General features: G+C 57.1%; 19 protein-coding genes. 4 read left to right on the plus strand and 15 right to left on the minus strand.

Annotated elements, in window-relative coordinates; all coding sequences use genetic code 11:
- Positions 1-4: 4 nt before the first annotated feature.
- The 5 genes from NOR97_RS18175 to NOR97_RS18195 form a co-directional block, all read right to left on the minus strand.
- The gene (locus NOR97_RS18175) at positions 5-772 is read right to left on the minus strand and encodes a citryl-CoA lyase (protein ID WP_257600929.1); all 768 of its coding nucleotides are present in this window, start codon (positions 770-772) and stop codon (positions 5-7) included.
- Positions 769-1,953 (minus strand): CaiB/BaiF CoA-transferase family protein, encoded by a 1,185-nt coding sequence (locus NOR97_RS18180; protein WP_257600930.1) that lies wholly within the window; start codon positions 1,951-1,953, stop codon positions 769-771. The genes NOR97_RS18175 and NOR97_RS18180 overlap by 4 nt, the downstream gene beginning before the upstream one ends.
- Positions 1,946-3,457, minus strand: coding sequence for a tripartite tricarboxylate transporter permease (locus tag NOR97_RS18185; protein ID WP_257600931.1), 1,512 nt, complete (start codon positions 3,455-3,457; stop codon positions 1,946-1,948). The genes NOR97_RS18180 and NOR97_RS18185 overlap by 8 nt, the downstream gene beginning before the upstream one ends.
- Before the next feature lies 1 nt (position 3,458).
- Complete coding sequence (locus NOR97_RS18190) at positions 3,459-3,941, minus strand: tripartite tricarboxylate transporter TctB family protein (RefSeq protein WP_257600932.1); 483 nt, start codon at positions 3,939-3,941, stop codon at positions 3,459-3,461.
- Between the two features lie 66 nt (positions 3,942-4,007).
- The gene (locus NOR97_RS18195; protein WP_257600933.1) at positions 4,008-4,991 is read right to left on the minus strand and encodes a tripartite tricarboxylate transporter substrate binding protein; all 984 of its coding nucleotides are present in this window, start codon (positions 4,989-4,991) and stop codon (positions 4,008-4,010) included.
- A 107-nt stretch (positions 4,992-5,098) separates the two neighbouring features.
- Between NOR97_RS18195 and NOR97_RS18200 the strand changes: the two genes are divergently transcribed.
- From NOR97_RS18200 to NOR97_RS18210, 3 genes are read left to right on the plus strand one after another with little or no spacing between them, the layout of a single operon-like run.
- Positions 5,099-5,767 carry a response regulator transcription factor gene (locus NOR97_RS18200; protein WP_257600934.1) on the plus strand — a complete coding sequence of 223 codons (669 nt, stop codon included), beginning with the start codon at positions 5,099-5,101 and terminating at the stop codon, positions 5,765-5,767.
- The gene (locus NOR97_RS18205; RefSeq protein WP_170345421.1) at positions 5,757-7,124 is read left to right on the plus strand and encodes a sensor histidine kinase; all 1,368 of its coding nucleotides are present in this window, start codon (positions 5,757-5,759) and stop codon (positions 7,122-7,124) included. Before NOR97_RS18200 ends, NOR97_RS18205 begins: the two co-directional genes overlap by 11 nt.
- Entirely contained in the window at positions 7,103-8,110 is a 1,008-nt protein-coding gene (locus NOR97_RS18210; RefSeq protein WP_257600935.1) for an ABC transporter substrate-binding protein, read from the plus strand. The genes NOR97_RS18205 and NOR97_RS18210 overlap by 22 nt, the downstream gene beginning before the upstream one ends.
- A gap of 11 nt (positions 8,111-8,121) precedes the next feature.
- On the opposite strand, the gene NOR97_RS18215 is transcribed toward NOR97_RS18210, so the two are convergent.
- From NOR97_RS18215 to NOR97_RS18225, 3 genes are all read right to left on the minus strand, one after another.
- Positions 8,122-9,438, minus strand: coding sequence for an HlyD family type I secretion periplasmic adaptor subunit (locus NOR97_RS18215; RefSeq protein WP_170345419.1), 1,317 nt, complete (start codon positions 9,436-9,438; stop codon positions 8,122-8,124).
- Positions 9,438-11,135 (minus strand): type I secretion system permease/ATPase, encoded by a 1,698-nt coding sequence (locus NOR97_RS18220; RefSeq protein ID WP_170345641.1) that lies wholly within the window; start codon positions 11,133-11,135, stop codon positions 9,438-9,440. Before NOR97_RS18220 ends, NOR97_RS18215 begins: the two co-directional genes overlap by 1 nt.
- A gap of 253 nt (positions 11,136-11,388) precedes the next feature.
- The gene (locus NOR97_RS18225; protein WP_257601392.1) at positions 11,389-12,462 is read right to left on the minus strand and encodes an AbrB family transcriptional regulator; all 1,074 of its coding nucleotides are present in this window, start codon (positions 12,460-12,462) and stop codon (positions 11,389-11,391) included.
- 65 nt (positions 12,463-12,527) lie between these two features.
- Here NOR97_RS18225 and NOR97_RS18230 point away from each other — a divergent pair, with 65 nt between their 5' ends.
- A complete protein-coding gene (locus NOR97_RS18230) occupies positions 12,528-13,211 on the plus strand; it encodes a GntR family transcriptional regulator (RefSeq protein ID WP_257600936.1) in 684 nt (227 codons plus the stop codon).
- A 364-nt stretch (positions 13,212-13,575) separates the two neighbouring features.
- On the opposite strand, the gene NOR97_RS18235 is transcribed toward NOR97_RS18230, so the two are convergent.
- The 7 genes from NOR97_RS18235 to NOR97_RS18265 form a co-directional block, all read right to left on the minus strand.
- A complete protein-coding gene (locus NOR97_RS18235) occupies positions 13,576-16,524 on the minus strand; it encodes a M10 family metallopeptidase C-terminal domain-containing protein (RefSeq protein WP_257600937.1) in 2,949 nt (982 codons plus the stop codon).
- A gap of 490 nt (positions 16,525-17,014) precedes the next feature.
- Positions 17,015-18,520: a mannitol dehydrogenase family protein gene (locus NOR97_RS18240; protein WP_257600938.1), complete on the minus strand. Its 1,506-nt coding sequence runs from the start codon at positions 18,518-18,520 to the stop codon at positions 17,015-17,017.
- Positions 18,520-19,293: an L-iditol 2-dehydrogenase gene (locus tag NOR97_RS18245; protein ID WP_257600939.1), complete on the minus strand. Its 774-nt coding sequence runs from the start codon at positions 19,291-19,293 to the stop codon at positions 18,520-18,522. The genes NOR97_RS18240 and NOR97_RS18245 overlap by 1 nt, the downstream gene beginning before the upstream one ends.
- Positions 19,290-20,294, minus strand: a complete 1,005-nt coding sequence (locus NOR97_RS18250) for an ABC transporter ATP-binding protein (RefSeq protein ID WP_170345414.1) — start codon at positions 20,292-20,294, stop codon at positions 19,290-19,292. Before NOR97_RS18250 ends, NOR97_RS18245 begins: the two co-directional genes overlap by 4 nt.
- Positions 20,295-20,306: 12 nt before the next feature.
- On the minus strand, positions 20,307-21,137 hold the full coding sequence (locus NOR97_RS18255) for a carbohydrate ABC transporter permease (protein WP_170345413.1): 831 nt from the start codon (positions 21,135-21,137) through the stop codon (positions 20,307-20,309).
- Between the two features lie 12 nt (positions 21,138-21,149).
- Entirely contained in the window at positions 21,150-22,016 is an 867-nt protein-coding gene (locus NOR97_RS18260; RefSeq protein ID WP_170345412.1) for a carbohydrate ABC transporter permease, read from the minus strand.
- A 107-nt stretch (positions 22,017-22,123) separates the two neighbouring features.
- A complete protein-coding gene (locus NOR97_RS18265) occupies positions 22,124-23,428 on the minus strand; it encodes a sugar ABC transporter substrate-binding protein (protein ID WP_257600941.1) in 1,305 nt (434 codons plus the stop codon).
- Between the last annotated feature and the right edge of the window lie 84 nt (positions 23,429-23,512).

Below are 23,512 nucleotides of genomic sequence, written 5' to 3' on the forward strand. Positions count from 1 at the left end.
CGACCTACGTCTCGACATAGGTCCAGCGGTAGGCCGGCGGAGTCGGTCCCTTGTTCCGGCCGCCTTGCTGCATCTGTTCCCACGCATGGGCCAGAATGCCAACAGATCTGGATAGGCAGAAGAGACCGCGTGCCAATGGGGGCGCAAAGCCCAACTCGGCATAGATCACCGCCGTGGCACCATCAATGTTCATAGGAACGGGCTTCCCCTTGCGCCGGGCCAGTTCTGCCTCGATCGCCTGCCCGATCCGCATAAACTGACCATCACAAGCCCCGTCCTTCACAGCATCACGGACCAACGCCATCAGACGTGGTGCGCGCGGATCCGTTGGCGTGTGGAAACGATGGCCAAAACCCGGCAAGATCTTTCCTTCGCTCTTGATCCACTCGTCCAGCGTTTGATCCAACCGGCCAGGATGTTGCGTCACGAAATGGTACAGCGTAACTGCTTGCTCACCAGCCCCGCCGTGAATATCCCCCAACATGTTCACGGCACTCGCCATCGCATTGTTCAGCGGCAGCCCACAAGTCACGGCCATGCGCGCCGTTGCGATGGAGGGCGCCTGAGGTCCATGGTCCACGGCGGCGACCAACGCGGCCTCGAACAACCGGGCCTGCGCGCCAGATGGTCGGTCGCCACGAACCATGAACCAGATCATTTCGCTGAAACTGAGATGTCCGATCAGATTCTGGATCGGCTCTCCGCGCAGGTCGATCCGTCCAGGTTCCATATCGATGATGGAAGTCGTCCACCAATCGGATACATCGCTCATATGATGCCTTCCTTGCTCAAGGCGTCAATTTCCGCGCCGGATAGACCAATTTCAGACCAGATCGCACTGTTGTCCGCCCCGAGCTGTGGTGGAGCGGTGCGCGGCATGTGCCGTTCGCCGTCCATGACAATGGGGCTGCCTGCAAGTTTCATGTCTTCGCCCTGCACCTTCAAAGACCCGATCAGGCCGCGACCAGCTAGCTGTTCGTCATCAAGCGCCTCGGGCACGGTCAATACCTGCCCGGTTGGCACTCCGATTGCGTTGAGTTCGCGTACCCAGTCTGAGGCCGCTCTGGTCCGCAGACTTTCCTCCAGCGCCTCACGCAGGGCGTGGCGATTGCGCTTGCGGTCTTCGCGTGTTTCGTAGTCCGAGTGGGCCAGCAGGTCTTGTCGTCCCAGATGCCGGGCCAGTGCCTGCCATTGTTCGTCGCGGTTTGCGGCAATGTTGATGGGCGCGTCAGCAGTTGCAAATGTTCCTGACGGCGCTGACGTCGTGTTTTCGTTGCCATGGGCCCCGGGAATGGCGCCGGCGATCAGATAGTTCGACACGACCCAACCCATTGTCGAGATCACGGCTTCGGACATTGCCACATCCAGATAGGCCCCGCGAGGATCCGCGTTCAGGGCGGCGGACACTGCAAAAGCAGCTGTCATTCCACCGATCGTGTCCGCCAAAGGATAGCCAACGCGATAGGGTGCGGTGTCTGGACCGCCGGTGACAGACATCACGCCACTGATACCCTGCACGATCTGGTCATAGGCCGGATCGCCCTGGCGGGGGCCGTTCTGACCGAACCCGCTTATGGCACAGTAAATCAGGCTGGGGTTCACATCGCGCAAGACGCCATACCCAAGTCCAAGCCGATCCATCACACCGGGGCGAAAGTTCTCTACCAGTACGTCGGCCGTCTGTACAAGGCGTTTCAGAAGCGCCTTGCCCCGTTCTGATTTCATGTTGAGCGTGATGGACTTTTTTTCAGCATTCTGCGCCAGAAAGCTGACGCCCATACCGGCCTTGTTTCTGGCAGGATCAGCACCCAGAACGCGGGCAAGGTCGCCACCGTCAGGGCGTTCGACCTTGATCACTTCGGCACCCATGAGCGCCAGTTGATAGCAGCAATACGGACCCGCGAGGACATTCGTCAGATCGAGAACCCGTATTCCTGCCAGTGGCTCAGTCACCGTCGGCAACCCCTGCAGCCCGGGCACGCGCGCGGCGTGCGCGATAGCTGGGCAACAGCACCAGCAGCACCGCGACAACAAGCAGACCCAGCGTCATCGGACGTTCCCAGATGAAAGCAATACCGTCATAGAGCTGCATCGAGCGGGCAAAGTTGTCCTCCATCATCCCCCCGAGGATGAAACCGATCAGCAGCGGCGCAAGCGGGTAGTCGGCAAATTTCAACGCGGTGGCGCAAACACCGAAGCCAACAAGAATCAAAAGCTCGGTCGCATTGTTCTGCCCGATATAGGCCCCCATCAGGGTGAAGAACAAAATGAAGGGGATCAGGTAATTGCGCGGAACCGAGAGAACCTTGGCGATATATGGGATCAGCGGCAGGTTCAGGATCAGCAGGACAAGGTTGCCAATGAACATTGACATGATCACGGCCCAGAAAATCTGTGGCTCGTCCAGCATCAGGCGTGGGCCAGGTGTCACGTTCAGGGCGATCAAAGCGCCAAGCAGGATCGCGGTGGTGCCGGACCCGGGAATGCCCAGTGTCAGCAGCGGCACGAAAGAACCGGTACATGCCGCATTGTTCGCCGTTTCGGGCGCAGCCAGACCTTTTATTGATCCTTTGCCGAATTCTTCCTGTTCCTCTTTCGGGGCAATGTTGCGCTCGACCGCGTAGCCGAGGAAGCTGGCAATCGTTGCCCCCGCACCGGGAAGAACCCCGATGAAGAAGCCCTGTACAGATTGGCGGCCGATCACCGGCGCGATGGCCTTGGCTTCACGGCCTGTGATGCGCAGGTCCTTGATCTCACCGTCATCCCCCTGAAGGTTCTTTGGTTTGAGCACCAGAAACAGCGCTTCGGGCAAGGCGAACATGGCCATGGCAAGCGTGATGAAGCCAAAGCCCGATTGCAGATCCATGATACCCATGGTGAAACGCGGCAGGTTGAACAATGCACCTTCACCGACCGTTGCCATGATCAATCCAAGAAGCGTCATGATGACGGCTTTGGCCACTTGGCCGGTGCCTGCGAAGGCTGCGATTGCGGACAGGCCCACGACCATAAGCGCGAAATACTCGGCCGAGTGGAACAGCAGTGCCACCGAAGACAGAGCAGGGGCAAATACCATCAACAAAATGGCCCCGATCGTACCGCCGGCAAAACTTGCAATAGCTGCAACAGTCAATGCTTTACCTGCTTTGCCCTGGCGAGCCATCGGATAGCCGTCGAAACTGGACGCAACAGTGCCCGCGACCCCCGGCGCATTAAGAAGGATCGAAGAGGTCGAACCGCCAAAGATGGCGCCGTAATACACACCGGCCAGCAGGATCAGCGCTGCGGACGGGTCGCCCATGGAAATCGCGACCGGGATCATGATGGCAATGATCGACATCGGCCCAAGACCCGGAAGCATGCCGATGAACGTGCCGATCAGGCACCCTGCGATTACCATCAGCAGGTTTTGAATTGAGAAGGCCGTTTGCAGGCCGATCAGAAGTCCTTCGAGCATGTCAGCCTCCGAAAAAGCCCGGCAATGGGCGCATGTAGATGCCAAGAACTTCCTGAACCAGATACCAGACCGCGCCGGTGGCGATCAGCGCGACGAGCAGCATGACGTGCCATTTGCGCTCACCCAGAATGAAAGACCCGAGGATCAGAAAGGCCGAGGTCGAGATCAGAAACCCGACGGGGCGCAGGCAAAGCGCGTAGACGACCATCAAGGCCAGTAGCATAAGCGCCTGATCAAGATGGTATTCTCCCAACCGCCGATAATCGATATCGGATTCCTTTGGTTCCGTCTTTTCAAAGCCCAGCAAAATGATCGTGGTGGTGATGATACCCAGAACCGACAGCACTTTGGGGAAGGTACTGGGCCAAATTGGGTTTCTCTGCATGAAAGGGGGCAGGCTGCCGTCCATCGTGAACCAAGCCGCATAGCCATATGTCAAACACACACCCAGAAGAATGAGTGCGATCCAGCGATCCAGCGCCATGAGACCCCCTCCTTGTTCTTGTTCGTGGGAAGGCAGAGCGGCGGACCCGCTCTGCCGAAAACGGACTTAGAGGAAGCCCAGCTTTTTCATCAGGTCGCCGATCTGCTGTTCCTGCTGCTCCAGGAACGTCTGGAAGTCAGCGCCCGAGTTGTGGATGTTGACCCAACCATTGCGTGCCCGAACCTCTTCCCATTCCGGGGTGTCATACATCTTGGCAATCGCTTCCTGGTAGGCGGCCAGCTTGTCTTCGGGCAGACCGGGAGCCGCGAAAAAGCCGCGCCAGTTCACGAAGGTGGTATCAATACCCTGTTCCTTCATCGTCATCGCGTCAGGAGCCGCGTCAACGCGCTCTTCGGATGTCACGCCGATAATCTTGACTTCACCCGCGTTTGCCAGATCGACCGCTTCCGAGAAACCGGTGGATAGGGCGGCGATCTCACCCGACAGCAGGGCCGCCATGGCTTTACCGCCAGCATCATAGGGGATGTACTTCACGCCAAGCGCATCCTTGCCCGCTGCTTCCATCACCATCGCGGCGACCAGATGGTCCATGCCGCCGGGAACCGAGCCGCCACCGATCGCAGTACCGCTTGGGTCGGCATCAAAAGCGGCAAGCAGATCCGCCATCGAGTTGATCGGGCTGTCTTTGCCCACAACGATCGCGGCATAGTCGCCGATAGTGCCCGAAACCAGCGTCAGATCGCGGAAGTTGTGAGGGAATACACCGGTCAAAGAGCGGATCACGATCGGCGTCGAATTCACCATCAGCGTACCATGGTTACTGTCGGCATTTTCGATCAGATATCCAATGGCTTTGCCGCCACCGCCGCCCGACATGTTCTCGTATGACGCCGTGCCGACCAGACCAGCTTTTGTCAGCGCTTCGCCCGTGCCGCGCGCGGTTCCGTCCCAACCGCCACCGGCACCACCGGGGATCAGAAAGTGAATGCTGTCCACGACCTGATGGCCATCAGCCAAGGCCGGCCCTGTCAGGCCAATTGCGGCCACAGCTGCGATCAGGGCGCGACGGCCCAGTGTGAATGTCGTCATGATGTCCTCCCATTTGACAACCAGCCGCATGGCGGCTCAGATTGGGTGGAACAAAAACACATCAACCTGACATCAACCTGTCACGCACGAAAAACAGCAAAAATCCCATGAAATTCCTTCTTGTGGAAGACAATCTTGATCTGGCGAACGCCATCTGCTCGCGCATGAGGTTAGACGGCCATGTGGTTGATCATGCGTCTAAATTGGATGATGCAACGGCCTTTGCCGAAACTCAGGAATACGACCTTATTCTGTTGGATATCATGTTGCCGGATGGGGACGGGCGCGACTTTCTCAAACGGCATCGCGCTGGTCATCTGGACACCCCCGTGATCGTTTTGACAGCACGCAGCCAGGTCTCGGATCGAATCGGCTCGTTGGATCTGGGGGCCGATGATTACGTCACCAAGCCTTTCGATCATGCTGAACTTGAGGCCCGCTGCCGTGCCGTTCTGCGCCGCAAATCCGGGAATGCAAGGACAACGATCGAAGTGGGCGGAATAATCTTTGACCCTTTGGCAGGTCATCTGACCGTTGGGGATGAGACTGTTTCCTTGCGCAACCGGGAACTGCGCCTTCTGGAACTGTTCATCAGTGCGCCGGGACAGGTGTTTTCGAAACAAAAGCTCACGGACCGGCTTTTTTCTTATGATGACGATGTCTCGGACAATGCCATCGAGGTTTACGTTGGTCGCCTTCGTAAACATCTTGAACCGTCGGACCTGAAGATCACCACGCTTCGCGGTCTTGGATACAGGCTGGATCATGCCTCCTGACCCCTATGTTTCAGGGTCTCTTCGGAACAGGCTGGTCCTGACTTTGATCGGTGGTGCCGCGATATTGGCGTTTCTTCTGTTTATCGCGGTTCGCAACTATGCCGCACAGGTCGCGCAACAAGGGCAGGACAACATCCTGGGGGCGGCAGCCACCTCGATTCTGGACGCGGCCGCCTTGCGCGACGGGCAGTTGGAGGTTGATATTCCCTATGCAGCCTTCGCCATGCTCAGCACACCGTCCGACGACCGGGTTTTTTACGCGATTTTTCAGGATGGCGCGTTTCTGTCAGGATATGAAGATCTGCCGCCGGCCAAAGGGCAATTCGACGGCAAGTGGAGCTTTCAAACCCGTCGGATACGGGGTGAAACCATACGTCAGGTCAGTGCGCGGCGAACCCTGGTGGGCCTGAACAAACAAACCGTCATCGAGGTCGCGTTGGGCCAAACGCAGGACGCCCTTGCGGAAACTCTGGACCAGATTTCACGCAACGCGGCGATCTTGGGCATCGGGTTCTTTGCTCTTGCCGCTGCGCTGTCGTTCTGGGCCACCTCGTCGACGATTGGCCAATTGAACAGGCTTACCACCTCTGTCACCCGGCGCGGCCCGCAGGACCTGAGCCCGTTCAAAAAGCCCGTACCCCGCGAAATGGCTCCTTTGGTGGCCTCGTTGAACTCTTTGATGGGGCGGCTGGATCAATCACTGAGCCAATCGGAAGATTTCATCGCCGAGGCGGCCCACCGGGTGCGCACCCCTTTGGCAACCGTTCGATCTTATGCCGATGCCACATTGCAGAGGGTCGAAAAGGAAGAAAACCGTGAAGCGTTACGCTCAATGGTGCGGGCCATTGATGAAAGCTCGCGCGCGGCGGGGCAATTGCTGGATCATGCGATGATCACGTTCCGCGCCGATCATCTGGAGCGCGAAGACATTGATCTCAATGCTTTGGTCCGTGATCTGGTGCAGCGTTTGACACCAATCGCCGAAATGAAGGACTTGTCGCTTTCCCTGAGCGGCGATCCAAAGGTTTCCTACTCGGGTGACCCCATTCTTATTCAGAACGCTGTGCGCAACATGATCGACAACGCACTGAAATATGCGCCTGCCGACAGTTTCGTACGCATCGAGGTTGTTTCGGAACCACGCATTCAGATAATTGTCAAAGACCGTGGGCCGGGGTTTCCTCCAAACGAGATCGACACTTTGACGCGCCGTTTCGAGCGCGGGAAGAATGCAAGCGGAACCATCGGATCCGGACTGGGCCTTACAATCGTTCAGGACGTTGCTTCTGCGCATGGTGGCACACTGGAATTGACCAACCGGCAGGGGGGCGGCGCGTGCGTTATCTTATCGCTTTGATTTTCTTCAGCCTTCCTGTCGTTGCTGCCACCCAAACCTGGGAGGACAGGCAGGTTTTCAACGCCTCGGCGGATGAGGCGCATCTACGCGTGATCTCAAGCACGGACACCTTTCTGTTCGAACCCTTGATTGCGGGTTTCATCGAAGAAAACCCCGGTATCTCTGTCGAATACCTGGTGACAGGCACCGCAGATATTGACCGAATAGTCCGTGCCGCGCCGGACGATTTTGATGTCGTCATATCCAGCGCGATGGACCTGCAACTGAAGCTGGCAAACGACGGTTTCGGGCGCATCATCGACGACATACCGCTGCCATCCTGGGCGCAATGGCATCAAAGCCTTTTTGCTTTCACCTCGGAACCGGCGACAATCGTGATTAACCGCGCGGCCTTTGCCGGTGGCCCCATCCCCGAGACCCGGCAACAACTGATCGAAATCCTTCGTTTGCGTCCCGATGATTTCAGGGGCCGTGTGGGCACCTATGACATCCGTCAATCCGGTCTGGGGTATCTGTTCGCAACGCAGGATGCCCGCGCGTCCGAGACGTATTGGCGGCTCATGGAGGTGATGGGTGGATTGGACGTACGCCTGTACTGTTGTTCGGCGGATATGATCGATGACCTCGTCAAAGGTGAGATTGCTGTGGCTTACAACGTTCTGGGCAGCTATGCCGAAGCCCGCGCCGGAAGCAAGGACACTGTGGAAATCATTCTGCCGTCGGATTTTCAGACGACCATGATGCGCACGGCCATGGTGCTGAACGGCACCTCGCAACCGGACGCGGCCACGTCTTTTCTAAAACATCTGATTTCCAACCAAACCAAGCGGGTAGGCGACCCCGTTACCTTGCCGCCCTTGGCAACACACGAAACCGGCACCGATCGCGAAACGATTGGGCTGGACCCGGCCCTCATGACATTTCTGGACAGGCTGAAACGCCGCCGTTTTCTGGCTGAATGGGAAAACGCGGTCATCCAGCGATAACCGCGCCCGCATCATTCGCGAAACGCGCGGTTGAAGTAGTCCGCCATTGGTTTCACGAGATAGGACAACGGCGTGCGTTCATCGGTCTTGATCAGTGTTTCAACCGGCATACCCGGCAAAAGTTCCTGGCCGTTGAGCCGGTCGATCTCGCCGTCATTCAGCACCACTTCGGCACGGTAAAAGGTGAAACCGGACTGTTCATCCGTGAACGTGTCCGCCGAGACGTTGTTGACCTGTCCTTCGAGTTCGGGCGTTTCGCGTTGATTGAACGCCGGGAACCGCAGGGCAACGGGTTGCCCGACATGCAACTGATCCACATGGATCGCATCCACCCGAGTTGCCACCAACAGCGGCGTGTCCTGCGGAACCACGTACATCATGGGTTCGCCCGGCTGAATGACCGATTGCAGGGCAAAGACCTGACTGCCGTAAACCGTTCCGCTGACAGGTGCGCGAATTTCAAGCCTGGCGAGTCGTTCCGCCAGGGACAGGCGCCGTTCCCACAGTTCTGCCACCTGCGCCTGAACGTCCCGCAAAGTGGTGATCGCTTCTTCCCGCCGGGTCGCGGTCAGTTCGACAATCTTGATCTCGGTTGATGCAATCTGTCCCTTCAGGCGCGCGACGGCCGCTTCCAACTTGCCGATTTCACCTGTCAGGCTGGCTTCTTCGCGTTGCAGCGCCAGCACGCGGCTGTTTTGTGTCAGACCCCTGCTCAACAGGCTTTGCTGATCCTTCAACTCCGCCTCGATCAACTCGGTCTGGCGGCGCAACGAGACCAACTGAGCCTGCGTGCCTGCGATCTCGCTTTCTATCTGAACCAACTGTTTGCGCAGTTGTTCGTCCTGCTTGGACAGCGTTTCCAGCCGGGCATCAAACAGATTCTGCTGTCCCTCAATCAGGTCGGGATCAATATTGTACTCTTTTTGAACCTCGGCCAGGCGTTCCGCCAAGTCTTCGGATGTCAAACCATCCCGTTCGGCCTCAAGCCGGGCACGGCGGGCCAGCAGATCAAAGAGTTGAGATTCTACAATCGTCTGTTCCGACGACAGAAACGTGTCATCCAACCGCAAAAGCAAATCGCCCGAGGCAACCGTATCACCGTCGCGCACGAAAATCTCGCCAACTACGCCGCCGTCAGGATGTTCAACGACCTGACGGTTGCTTTGAACTTCGATAACACCCGAAGATACAATCGCCCCGGCCAGCCGCGTTTTCACGGCCCAAAGACCCAATCCGCCGACCAGAATGCCAAGGGCAAGAAATCCCACCAGCGCAGGTATTTTGATGCCCCAGACGGGCACGGGTTTCTTGGTTGATTTTTTCGCCATTATTCACCTACGGGGCTAAGCTTGCGCTTAATCGCGCCCGCATTCTGGACCATTGCGTTCAGAACCTCGTCGCGGCTGCCGAACCTTACGACCTGGCCTTTTTCCACAACAGCAAGATCGTCACATTCCGAAATGGCCTGCGGGCGGTGCGTCATGATGATGGCGGCCTTTCCCGCTTCCTTGAGGCCGCGCACGGCTGCGTTCAAAGCTTCGGTGCCATCTGCGTCGAGGGCCGAGTTCGGCTCGTCCAAAATGAGAAGGACCGGGTCGCCATACAGCGCACGGGCCAACGCAATGCGCTGTTTCTGACCGCCCGACAACTGACTGTCATTGCCTTCCAGGAACGTGCCATAACCTTTTTCCAATGACAGGATCAGTTCATGTGCCTTGGCCTTCTTGGCCGCCGCAACCACCGCTTCTGAATCCGGGTTTTCCGACATCCGTGCAATATTCTCAGCAACGGTTCCGTTGAACAGAGTGACCTGCTGTGGCAAGTACCCGATATGGCTGCCCAAGTCGTTTGGATTGTATTGGTCCAACGTGGCGCCGCCCAACCGGATCTCGCCCGCCGCCGGTCTCCAAAGCCCAAGCAGAGCCTTGGCCAGGGTCGTCTTGCCCGACCCACTTTTCCCGATCACACCAAGCGCCTTTCCCGGTTCCAGTTTCAGGTTAACGTTCCGCAACGTTGGCGCAGTGGCACCCGGAGGGATTACCGTCAGGGATTTGGCTTCCAATTGGGACTTGGGGATCGGCAAACGAATCCGCTGTTCCTCTGGCGGTGTCTGGTCCAGAAACCGGTTCAGCGAATTCCAGGCCGTGCGTGCCCGTTCGACCAAACTCCATTGGCCGACAGCCTGTTCCACCGGGGCCAAAGCCCGCCCCAAGAGAATCGAGCCCGCAATCATCGCCCCTGGCGTCATTTCGTTTTGCAGTACCAGCCACGCGCCCAAAGCCAGCATGGCCGATTGCAGAAAAAGCCGAAGCGATTTCGTCAGCGACGTGAAGCTACCAGTCCAGTCACTGGCGGAAATGCTTTGACGCAAAGCTTCCGTACGCTGGTTCAACCACCGCTTGGTCACGTCCGCCTGCATTCCCTGAGACCGTACAACCTCTGCTGCCTGCCTCGCGTGTTCGGAAAAGGCATTCGCCCGCGCCGCCGCGGATTGTGCTTCGGCCACCTTACGGCTGGTCAGGGCCTGGTTGAGCAAAGCAATCACCACAAGCAGTACGCCACTTGCAACGGCCAACCAGCCAAGCAGAGGATGAAAAATGAAAATTGCCCCCAGGAAGACGGGCGTCCACGGAATATCCATTACTGCAAGCAACACGGGCGAAGAGCACAAGGTGCGAATGGCCTCGAGATCCCGCAGTGCAGTTGCCGGAGCCGATCGCACCTGGGGCACCAGAGACCGACGCATTGTCGCTTCGAAAACGCGTTCATCCAGCTGTGACTGGAACCGTGCACCAAAGCGGGCAACGATGCGACCGCGTGCATAGTCCAGCATGGCCATCAGCGCATAAAGCAACGCAACAAGCAAAAACAGTGCTGTCAGAGTTTCAACTGCCCGTGAACCAAGAACCCGATCATATACTTGCAGCATGAACAGCGGACCTGTCAGCATGAGCAGGTTGACGAAGATGCTGAACAAAAACGCCAAGGCCAGAAAGGCAATGCCCTGATTACGCACGTTGCGCAATTCATGGCGAGGGGCCGCTGATAGGCGGTGTTGAGGTTTCACAGTTTACAATCCACATCATTCGGACAGGCATCGCCGCATTTAGAAAGTTAGTTCAGCATTGCCAAGTTTGCACATGTTTTTTTGAGCAAGAAACCGCAGACAGCGGGCTGGAAGAAGCACTTTTCGGCCAACGCCACAAAGAATGTCTTAACCTTTGAACTCGGTGGTTCCGGCGCATGGAAACTATGCGGCCGCGGCCAGAAGCATTTGGCTAACTCCGAGGTCCGGACCAACGCAAGATCAGGTTGGCTGCGACGGGTGCACCGATGATGACAAGCACGATCCGCGTCAGGTGATGACTGATTACAAAGCCCAGATCAGCGCCCGAGACGATGGCCAGAACCGTCATCTCGGCCTGCCCTCCGGGTGCGAAAGCCAGAAAGGCTTCGACGGGCCGCCCCAAACCAACAGAGGTGACAAGGGCAGTGAAACCCGCCGCCAGAACTGCAAGTACGACAACATATGCAACGCCCGCAGCTACAACCCGGCGCAGCTCCCCCCAGGTTACGCCAACAAATTTTTCTCCAATCGCGCAACCGATGAAAAACTGCGCGACCAGCACGGCTTCGCGCGGCGGGCGAGAATGGATGAAATCCCCCAGCGACAAGGCGGCTGTTAGAATCATCGGACCAAGGATGGATGCGCCGAAAAGCCCTATTCTCTCTCCTCCCTTCCAGCCGATGAAAGCCGCCAGAACCATCAGCAGCAGTTCATGAACAGGTAGCTCACGCGCCGGCTGTCCTATGGGATTGGTGAGTTCCGCATCGTAGAAAAGCGTCAGAAACAATGGCGCCAAAGTGACGATGATCAACACGCGCGTACCGTGGATCAGGGAAAGGGTTCTTGGGTCGGCTCCGGCCTCGGTGCCGAAAATGATCATGTCCTGCAAACCGCCCGGCATCGCTGCGTAAAAGGCAGTTTTTTCGTCAAACCCCCAGATTTTTCGAAAAAACGGCACACCAACAAAAGCAATCAGGATTATGAAGACGGGAACCAGCAGGATCGATGCGGCCATCTTGGGCAGTTCGACGAAAAGTGCCGGCGTGATCGAGGCACCAACTGCTACGCCCAGAATCGTTCTGGCGGCGACGGAAACTTGCCCAAACCCTTGCATTGGCGCCTGAGCAAGCGCAGCGATCAGGCAAGCTGCCATGGGGCCGAACAAGAACGGCAACGGCAGGTCCAATACCCCGAAGACCGCTGTGCCAAGCGCTGCAATCCCAAACGTCACCGACCTTTTCACAAGGGGGGAAGGGTGGTCCTTCAAGATGGGCAAAACCTGCATTCCATTGCCATTGACCCGCAATGTGTTCAATTGTATTCACTTGGATACAAAGTGCAAGCAAGAACATGATGACCTTTCAGGACGACCCAATTCAGCCAGGCCCCCAAGGCAATTCCGTGTATCAACGGTTGCTGGACGAGATTCGCGAAGGGGCGCTTTTGCCCGGCGATCGCTTGAGAGAGATTGACCTGTCCAATCGGTTGGGCGTCAGCCGGACTCCTGTGCGCGAAGCGATCCGGCAGCTTGAGGCGGATGGGCTTGTCACGCATGTGCCAAGGCAGGGCGCAACGGTCCGAAGCCTGAGTTATGCCGAGGTGATGGAGCTTTATGAGATGCGTGCCGTGCTTGAAGGCACTGCGGCCCGCCTGGCGGCCCGAGCCGCGTCAGATATCGAATTGGACGAACTGGAGGTGCTGAACGACCAACTTGCCCAGGCAGGTACGGGGCCGGAGGCCGCCCGGATCAACAGGGTGTTTCACGCCACCCTGCTGGATGTAGCCAAGAACCGGTTTCTGGCGAAATCCATGCTTTCATTGCAAAAGGCGCTGCTGATACTCGGGCCGTCGCAACTGTTGGACAATGAACGGGCGGATGCCGCAGTCGCGGAACACAGGCGCATTATGGCAGCCCTCAAATCGCGAGACAGCGCTGCGGCCGAGATGGAAATGCGAACACATATTCAAGCCGGCCAGAGGATGCGCATTCGCGCACTTCAGGAGCGCGACCGCACAACCGATCAGGGCCAATAGGACAAACAGATTGTTTCTCCTCGTAACGTTGCTTGGAAAAACACCGTGATCGATGGCGGCAATTCGCGCAGCACCCTATGGGTTTTGGACGTTGCCGGACTTGCCCGGAAACTCCGGTGGTGCTTTGACGGTGGCAGCTTGTGTTGCCGCGGCTCCGCTCTGGCAAAAGCCCAACCCAAATCCTGGCGAACCGCCTGCTTGGGGTGGCGTTTTTGCTTTCACCCTGCTGTTTCGTTTCCAGGGCTGGCAACGCGGCCCCGGAAGGCCGGGGGGCTGATCGAAATCGCAAGCCTATTCAGCGCACTGAGCCAGAAACGGCACCGTCAGTTTGACAGAACGGGCCGCCGCCAGCGCCAAAGCACATCTATATCCAAAAGCTGTCTTCGTCCAAAAGGGGCATATGCGTCAGACTTTGCTCGTCGCCCTCGATGTCCGTGTTTCCACTCAACAAGGCGGCCAATGGGTCTTCGGAAACAGAGAGCACCGCGTCCTGAGCCTGATGCAAGCTTACCAGCGTGTAGTCGTCTTCTGCGTCTTCGTGACCGTCAAGATCAGGGGCGAACTTCAGATAATCGACCGTTTCATCCCAATCAGACATTCCCAGGTTTTCTGCGCCTGTCGGTGTGTTCTGATCATCTGTCGCAACTCGAGCGAGTTTGGGCAGTCCGTTTCCTACTGTCCCACTGCCGTCGATATCAAAGCCATAGAAGGTTTCGACTGCCGCAACGTCAGGGATGGTGTTGGAACCGACATATACACCATTGGAATCCGTGACCCATTCCCCGTAGGACCCATCCGTATTCTTCCACAGCACCCGGTAGCCGCCGCCCGAAGCCTCGGCCTGGATGGCCTGCCAGCCGGGGAAACTGTTCGGGCCGACAGTGGCGTTGTTGAATGTCAAAGTCGTGGTGCCGTCAATCAGATACTCACCCCGGGTTGACGCCCCCAGCATTGTCCCGCCGTTGGATTCAACGTTGATCGTTCCATGACCCGTCAACCCGTCATTGTTCAGATCAACGCCATAGAAGACCTCTACATCCGCAACATTGTCGATCGTTGCACTGCTCTGGAATTCACCAGCCGCATTCGTGGTCCATTCACCATAGGACCCATCCGAATTCTTCCACAACACCCGATAACCGCCGCCCGAAGCCTCGGCCTGAATGGCCTGCCAGCCGGGGAAACTGTTCGGGCCGGCAATAACCTGGTTGAGCTTCAAGTCGATGCTGCCGCCGATTACATATGCGCCATTGGTTGACCATCCCAGCGCCGTGGAACCGTTGGACTCGATGCTTGTCGTGATATGACCGATTTGTGCATCATTGTTCAGGTTGGCGCCATAGAAGACCTCGACATCCCGAACGTCGTCTATGGTGCTGCTGCTGACAAAACGACCACTGGCATCGGTCACCCATTCCCCAAACGTGCCGTCCGTATTCTTCCACAGCACCCTGTAACCGCCGCCCGAAGCCTCGGCCTGAATGGCCTGCCAGCCGGGAAAACTGCCCGGGCCGGCTTTGGCACCGTTGAGGGTCAGTTCAATGGTGCCATTGATCAAATACGAACCCAGACTTGACGAAACGAGCGTCGTGGAGCCATTGGTTTCAACCGTGACCGTACCATGCCCCGTCAGCCCGTCATTGTTCAAATCAACGCCATAGAAGGCCTCAACATCAGCCACGTTGCCGATGCTGCTGCTGCTGAGGAACTGACCATTGGCATTGACGGTCCATTCCCCATATGTCCCATCCACGTTTTTCCACAGCACTTTGTAACCGCCGCCCGAAGCCTCGGCCTGAATGGCCTGCCAGCCGGCGATCGTGTTTTGACCAACAGCCTGACCATTAAATACCAGCGTCACGTTCGAGCTGCCTGCATCCAGAACGTAAATGCCCTGACTTGCATGTTTCAGCGTGGTGCCGGTCGTCTCGATATCCGAAAGCTGCATGGCCGCTTCGATATTCGAACGAGTATATGTCTGTGACCCATTCAGGAACTGAATGGCCTCGACATCATCTTCCACCGTGAAGGTGATGCGCGACACGGCATCGATAAATTCGTATTTCGTGCCGTTTTTGATGAACAGATAGCTGCTGATGGCGCTGACAAATCGGACTGTGTCAGCACCGCTTCCTCCGGAAAACGAGCCGGCATTGTTGGTCACAATGGCCCAATCGTCGCCCCGGCCGCCGAATACCTGGTCGGCGCCGGAACCGTTCGCCAGATAAATGGTGTCGTTCCCCCGGCCGCCATAAATGGTGTTGTTGTTGGTTCCGTCGGACACCGAGTATATTCGGTCGTTCCCATACTCTCCCTTTAATACATTCTGGGCTGTGTTCCCCACCAGTACGTCGTCGAACACTCCGCCAATTGCGTTTTCAATTACAACGCCATGCGCGATTGTGAAGCCACCCTTAATAAGCGAGGAAGCATGTGATACTACACCGCCGCCAGTCTCACTGTAGTCTAGTGTCGCTGGCCTCAGGTCGATCCAGGCATCGCGCCCGCTATTATTCCAAATGGTGTCATTTCCGCCGGCGTCCCATATAGCCTGATAGCCTGTGCCTGGAGCATTTGACGGAGGTAGAATGTATGTAGTGTCGCCCGTGTTGTAAGTGGTATTCGCGCCATACATTGCCTGCAACGCGGCAATGTCCAAAGCGCCAAGCCCAGTTGAACCTCCATAAATCGCGGTGGATGAGAGAAGTCCGTTCTGTTCGGTCCAGCCATCATTATACGACATCACCGTGTAGACACCCTGATTCAGGTCGCCGGCCCCGAATGAATTAAATGGCGATGTGACACCATCCATAACGGTTGTTCCCAGGAAGGTATCGTGCGGGTGAGCAAGCCCCAGAGCGTGCCCCAGTTCGTGAACCAACGTAGTAAAGAAGTACCCGCCCGGATCGCCGTTGCCATTAAGACCAGAATTAGCGGTCCAGTAATCGGTGTTGTAAGCGCCATAAAAAGGACCAGTATAACTGGTGTTTATCGGCGCATAGTGGTAGCCGAGCGTATAGGGGTCGTCAAAAAACGAGCTGGGCGCGATGACTTCAATAAGGTCAGCATTGGCAACACTGGTTTCGACAAAACTTATGTTGGCCACCGCTTCTATTGCTGCTAGCGCCGCGCGGAACTCGTTTTTGTACTCATTTGTCCATGCTTGCCCCAGTTGGCCTCCGAATTGTGTGCCAAACGCGTAGTTTATAACAGTGGGAGTAGACGGATCCCCATCACCGAAAGCAATATTGCCTTGTATCGAGTTGAGCGGCGAAGAAGCGGAAGGTCTTGGAATTATAGTCGTAGTAGCCATTGCTCAGCCCTGTACCTCGGAAGATTAGATTGCACTCGGATGCACGCTCAAATTGTTCTTTTTATGACAAACTACGATGCACCGATCCTTTTGAAACAGTAGGTGACACCATGTTTCAAATGACACTTTCTTTCAACGGCAGAACCGTCTCATAAGTGCAACAGAAGCCCCCGATCCTTGGCTGAACCGGGCATCTGCGACCGAATATGGTTTGGGCGTTCTGCCCAGTTTTGTTCCACTTTTTTAGACCCGTTTTCGAAGCTTTTCATCCCGCCGCAAGCTTTTGCTAATTCCTGCCCGGGCTTGTTCGATGGGCTCTGCTGTGTGGATATGCCCAAAGTGATGAACCGGTCAGCGTCGCCGAGGATGACATCCACGCCACTTTCGCCAGATTGCAGGCCCCGATTTGCGCCAATGTCAGACAAAGTTCCAAAAGCCCAATAACCGCGCCGCATGGACACCGATCGAACGGAGCGCCGAGAGCGATTTGCTACGTTGAACCGTTGGCGGCATACTCAGCGATGGCCGCCCGGCTGCCACGTTGCCATATCAGCGTCAGCCAGCGGGCAAAGGCGTTGGAAAACTGTGTACTGATTCCAAAGTCACCGCTGTAGAAACCCTGCTCCAGCCAAAGCTCAGGTTCGGTTTTGGACGCCCGCGCAGTGCTGTTCAGGCTTTCCCACTGGGGGTCATTAGGAGCGATCTCGGAGCCATCTTCACGAACACCCGCACACATCCGGCACCAGAACGCTTCGGCAAGCGCGAGCCCACTTACAGAAGAACCTGATGCAAGTGCATCGCGCAGCGACGGCAGCAAAAATCCCGGATGTCGTGCCGATCCGTCGAACGCGACCCTGCGTGTGGTATCGTGAATCGCAGTGTTTGAAAATCGCCTCTCAACCAACTCAAGGTATTCTTGCGCTGTTGCTTCGGGAACGGCTTCGACATGAGGCAGGATTTCTTCAGCTTGCACTTTGCCAAGGAATGCCACGATGTCCGGGTCCTTCATGCAGTCGGCAATCGTCGGAACATTCAGTATTTCTCCGACATTTGCCAGCAGTTGATGACCTCCGTTCAAAATGCGCAACTTCATTTTCTCGTAACCATGAACGTTGTGGGTCAGTGTTACGCCGACCTTTTCGAGAGCCGGGCGCCCGGCACAGAAGGCATCCTCGATGACCCATTGGCGAAAGTTTTCATGCGAGACGGGCGCTCTGTCATCGACGCCAAGGGCGTGGCATTGCGATACCAGTTGGTCGGTCGTCGCAGGCACGATGCAATCCACCATCGAGTTCGGAAACGCGCCATGCCTGTCGATCCAGCTGGCCAGTTCCGGGTCGGACATGCGCGCCAATCCCACAACACAGTTCCGCAAAATCGTTCCGTTGCCTTGAAGATTGTCGCAGCTGAGCGCCGTAAACGGCTTCGAACCCTCGGCTCGCCGCCGTCTGAGCGCCGCAACCATCGCGCCGAAGGCCGTACGTGGCTGATTGGGATTTTCTGCATCATGACGGATATCTGCGTGATCGGAATCGAATGCACCGCTGTTGGCATCCAGAAAATACCCACCTTCGGTAACGGTCAGCGAAACGATCCGGGTGGCCGGGTCGGCCATCGCCTGGATGAGGGCGGTGTTGTTTTCCTCGATCGGCAGGTAATCGATCATTGGACCAATCACCTCGGCAGACATTCCGTTTGGTCCCAGCTCGATCAGGGTTGTAAGGCAGTCCTGTGCAAGCAGTCGCTCTCGCATAGCAGCGTCATAGCTTCGCACACCCGCCCCGACGATTGCCCAGTCATGGGCCAGCCCCTGCTGCATGAGCTGGTGAACATACCAGGCCTGATGCGCGCGATGGAAATTACCCAATCCAATATGAACGATGCCCGGAGTCAGATCCGAACGTTTGTACAACGGGGTCTTCACGGTGGATGGCAGCTCAGAGAGGCTCTCTTGCCGCAGCTGTGTCGGGGATTTTGCGTTCGCCACAGGGTCCATCAGCTCATCCAGTTTCCACCGTCGACGTTGTAAGTCTGCGCGACGATATACCTGGCCTCTTCAGAGGCCAGAAAAACCGCCATGCCTGTCAGGTCTTCCGCGCGTCCCATGCGGCCATATGGAACAGCTGCCGCCACTTCACGCTTTTTCTGGCCAAGGAGTTTGCCTTCATGCTTTGCAAAAAAGGCGTCCACGCCATCCCAATGTTCGCCATCGACGACACCGGGGGCAATCGCGTTTACATTGATCCCATGAGAAATCAGGTTCAGCCCCGCCGATTGGGTCAGGGATATGATCGCCGCCTTGCTGGCGCAGTAGACAGCGACCAAAGGTTCACCCCTTCGCCCGGCCTGCGAGGCCATATTGATTATTCGGCCTTTGGTTCCGTGCTCGATCATATGTTTGGCAACGGCCTGCATCGTAAACAGCGCACCCGCGACGTTGATGTCAAAAACGCGATTGTAGTCGGCGCGTTCAATCTCGACGATTGGTGCGGCGGTGAAGATGGCTGCGTTGTTGATCAGAATATCGATCGGGCCGAAATGGGTCGCGGTTATTGCTATGGCCTGATCGATGCTCTGCTGGTCGGTCACGTCCATCTCGACAGCGAAAGCCGTCGCGCCGATCCCGGCGACCGCGTCCTGCGCGCGCTGGAAGTCGATGTCGGCGACGGCGACTCGCGCGCCCTCTGCCACATAGGCCTTGGCAAATGCCAATCCAATGCCCCGCGCAGCCCCGGTAATCAGGGCGGTTTTGCCCGTCAGACGTTTCATTCGATCCGCAGACCGTCTGCGTCAAATCTGTGGATCACATCGGCGCGTGGGGTCAGATGAATGCGATCCCCATGGCGGAAACCAACCTCGCCGTCTGCACGTACGGTAATCGTTTCAGCCAATCCGGTTTCGTGGATATGGAAAAATGTGTCCGAACCAAGGTGTTCCGAGACGCTGACGACCCCGGACCATTCTCCTTCGGTTTCCGAAACTGCAATGTGTTCCGGTCGAATGCCGATCGTTTGGGCGCCGCGCTTTGCTGCTTCTGGCCCTTCGATGAAGTTCATCTTGGGCGAACCAATGAAACCTGCAACAAACAGGTTGCGTGGCGTTCGGTACAGTTCCAGCGGGCTGCCAACCTGTTCGATCACGCCCGCCTGAAGCACAACGATCTTGTCCGCCATCGTCATGGCTTCGACCTGATCGTGGGTGACGTAGATCATCGTTGTCGCGAGGCGTTCGTGCAGCTCGCTGATCTCCAACCGCATGCCGACCCGCAACGCTGCGTCGAGGTTTGAAAGCGGCTCATCGAACAGGAACGCGGCCGGTTCACGAACGATGGCCCGACCAATGGCGACGCGCTGACGCTGACCGCCGGACAACTGGCCCGGGCGGCGATCCAGGTAGTCGGTCAGGTTCAAAACGCTTGCCGCGCCCTCAACACGCTTGTCGATTTCAGCCTGATCCAGTTTCGCCATGCGCAGCGGAAATGCGATGTTCTTGCGCACGGTCATATGCGGGTAAAGCGCGTAAGACTGGAACACCATTGCCAGCCCTCGTTTGGCGGGCGGCACATCTGTTGCATCTGCGCCATCGATTTCTATGTGGCCGCTGGTGATATCCTCCAGCCCCGCGATCAGGCGCAGCAGCGTGGATTTACCGCAGCCCGAAGGGCCGACGAAAACGGTGAACTCGCCATCTTCAATGGTCAGGTCCAAGGGTGGAATAACCTCAACATCGCCAAATTTCTTGGTCACAGACTTGAGTTGTATACGTCCCATGAGTCGTGTTCCTTATTTCACAGCGCCGAAGGTCAGGCCGCGGACAAGTTGTTTCTGGCTGAACCAGCCAAGGATCAGGATGGGTGCAATCGCCATGGTCGAGGCCGCGCTGAGCTTGGCAAAGAACAAACCTTCCGGGCTGGAATAACTGGCGATGAAGGCCGTGAGCGGTGCAGCATCAACGGCAGTCAGATTGAGCGTCCAGAAAGCCTCGTTCCAGGCCAGAATGAAGTTCAACAGCACGGTCGAAGCGATGCCGGGAATGGCCATTGGGGTCAGGACATAGAGGATTTCCTCTTTCAAAGTCGCGCCGTCCATGCGCGCCGCTTCCAAGATCTCTCCGGGAATTTCGCGGAAATACGTGTAGAGCATCCAGACAATGATCGGCAGGTTGATCAGCATCAGAACCACGACCAGCCCGCCCCGGCTGTCCAACAGGCCGAGTTGAATGAACAGCAGATAAATCGGATACAGGACACCAACCGCGGGCAGCATCTTTGTGGACAGCATCCAGAGCAGAATATCCTTTGTGCGTTTGGAAGGGACAAAGGCCATCGCCCATGCGGCCGGTACGGCGATGATGACGCCCAGAAGAGTCGAGCCTCCGGCAAGAATGACCGAGTTCCACAGGAACCGCATGTAATCCGAGCGCTCTTGCACGATGGCGTAATTCTCAAGCGTCCAGTCGAAGTTCAGAAACAGCGGAGGGCTGGCAATGGCCTGCGCCTCGGTTTTGAAGCTGGTCAGGATCGTCCAGAGGATCGGGAAAAAGATCAGCAGACCAACGGCCCATGCAAGGACAGTGTTCAGCGATTTACGGCGGGATGTGACGGAGCGGGCCATGAACTTATCTCCTCACGCGTCCAGGTTCTTGCCGACGATGCGCATCAGGAAGATCGCAACGATATTGGCAAGGATGATGGCGTAGACACCTCCGGCTGATCCAAGGCCGACATTCTGGCTTTCCAGCACGCGCTGGAAGATCAGGTAGGTGAGTGTACGGGTGCCGAAGGCGCCGCCGGTGGTCACGAAGATCTCGGCGAAGATCGACAAAAGAAAGATAGTCTGGATCAGGATCACAATGGTGATCGCACGGCCCAGATGCGGCAGGATGATGTGGTAAAAGCGCTTCAACGGCGGCGCGCCATCCATCTCGGCGGCTTCCAGTTGTTCACTGTCCAGCGACTGAATCGCGGTCAGCAGGATCAGCGTCGCAAAGGGCAGCCATTGCCACGAAACGATCATGATGATCGAAGTCATCGACGCCTCGGACAACCACGAGATCGGCTCGGCGCCGAAAAAGCGCCACAGATGCGCGAGCAACCCGTTCACGGGATCCATGAACATGTTCTTCCAGACCAGCGCAGATACGGTCGGCATGACAAAGAAAGGTGCGATGACAAGGATACGAACAACGCCTTGCCCCCACATCGGCTGATCCAGCAGCATCGCAAGCAGAATGCCAAGAACGACTGTGATGATCAGAACACCGCCAACAATGACCAGCGTTGCCTGCACCGCGGGCCAGAACGTGCTGGACGAGACAAAGCGGACATAGTTGTCGAACCCGACCCAGCCCAGATCACCCCCCCGCAGAGGCAGATATTTTTTGAAAGAAAAGTACAGCGTCATCGTCAGCGGCACGAGCATCCAGCCAAGCAGCAGGACCACCGCGGGTGCCATCATCAGGCGAGCAACGGATCGGGAATGTTGAGTAGCCATAACGCAAACCCTCTCTGTTCAGGCGCAACTCAGCCTGCGGGAAAAACGCGAATTGTGGAAGTGGTGAGCGGGGGACAGATCACCTGTCCCCCACCGGGAGGGAAGCCTCAGTATCCTGCGGCTTCCATTTCTTCAGCCGTAAAGGCCTGCGCCTTTTCAAGCGCTTCTTCTACGGTCTGCTGTCCGGCATAAACCGCCGAGAATTCCTGGCTGACCTGCGTGGCAATACCAGCGAACTCGGGGATCGCAACAAACTGGATGCCGGTATAGGGCGTCGGTTTGACACAACAGTTCTGCGGGTCGGCCGCAAGGATCGACTTCAGCGTCATTTGCGCGAAAGGAATGTCCTTGTAGTTGGCGTTCTCATAGAGCGAGCTGCGCGCACCCGGAGGGACATTGGCCCAACCTTCGTTTTCCGCCACCAGTTCGATGTAGTCCTTCGAGGTTGCCCATTCGATGAACTGCTTGGCCGCATCCTCTTTTTGGGTGCCCGCCGGAATGGCCAGTGCCCAGGCCCACAACCAGTTGGCGCGTTTGTCGATACCTTCCGAATTTGGCGCCAGTGCAAACCCGACCTTGTCTGCGACGGTTGAATCATCCGGGTTTGTCACGAAGGACGCCGCAACGGTGGCGTCGATCCACATACCGCACTTGCCTTGCTGGAACAGAGACAGGTTTTCGTTGAAACCGTTGGTCGCGTAGCCGGCAGGGCCTGATTCATTCATCATGTCGACAAAGAAGGTCAGCGCCTCTTTCCACTCAGGCTGGTCGAACTGAGGCTTCCAGTCCTCATCAAACCATCGTGCGCCGAAGGAATTCGCGGTCACGGTGATAAAGGCACCGCCTTCACCCCAACCCGCCTTGCCACGCAGGCAGATGCCGTTGATATCGTTGTCACGGTCCGTCATCGCAGCCGCCGCCTCGCGGATGAACTGCCATGTTGGCGCCTCAGGCATCTCCATCCCGGCCTTTTCCATCAGGTCGGTGCGATACATGATCATCGAGCTTTCGCCATAGAACGGTGCCGCATACAGCGTACCCTCATGGCTCAGGCCACCCGCCATCGCAGGAAGCAGATCGCCGACATCATATTCCTCTGACAGTCCATCCAAAGGAACCAACCAGCCATTCGCGCCCCAAATCGGCGTTTCGTACATGCCGATGGTCATGATATCGAACTGACCACCCTTGGTGGTGATGTCGGTAGTAACACGCTGACGCAGGACGTTTTCCTCCAGCGTCACCCATTCCACGTCAATACCGGTCGCCTCGGTGAAGTTGTCGGTATAGCCCTGCATCCGGATCATGTCGCCATTATTGACGGTTGCGATCGTGATCGTTTCTGCATGGGCCGCGGCCGTTGCGACTAAGGTCAGTGCCGTCGCCGCACGAAGTGCGTTCTTCAAATACATCCTTGTCCTCCCTGAGCTTGGATGCCGTACTCGGAAAGTAGTGCGTAATTTGTCGCGGCGTCAATAAAAACTTTACGCGCGTTA

The organism is Ruegeria sp. YS9 (assembly GCF_024628725.1).
Classification (GTDB): Bacteria; Pseudomonadota; Alphaproteobacteria; order Rhodobacterales; family Rhodobacteraceae; genus Ruegeria; species Ruegeria atlantica_C.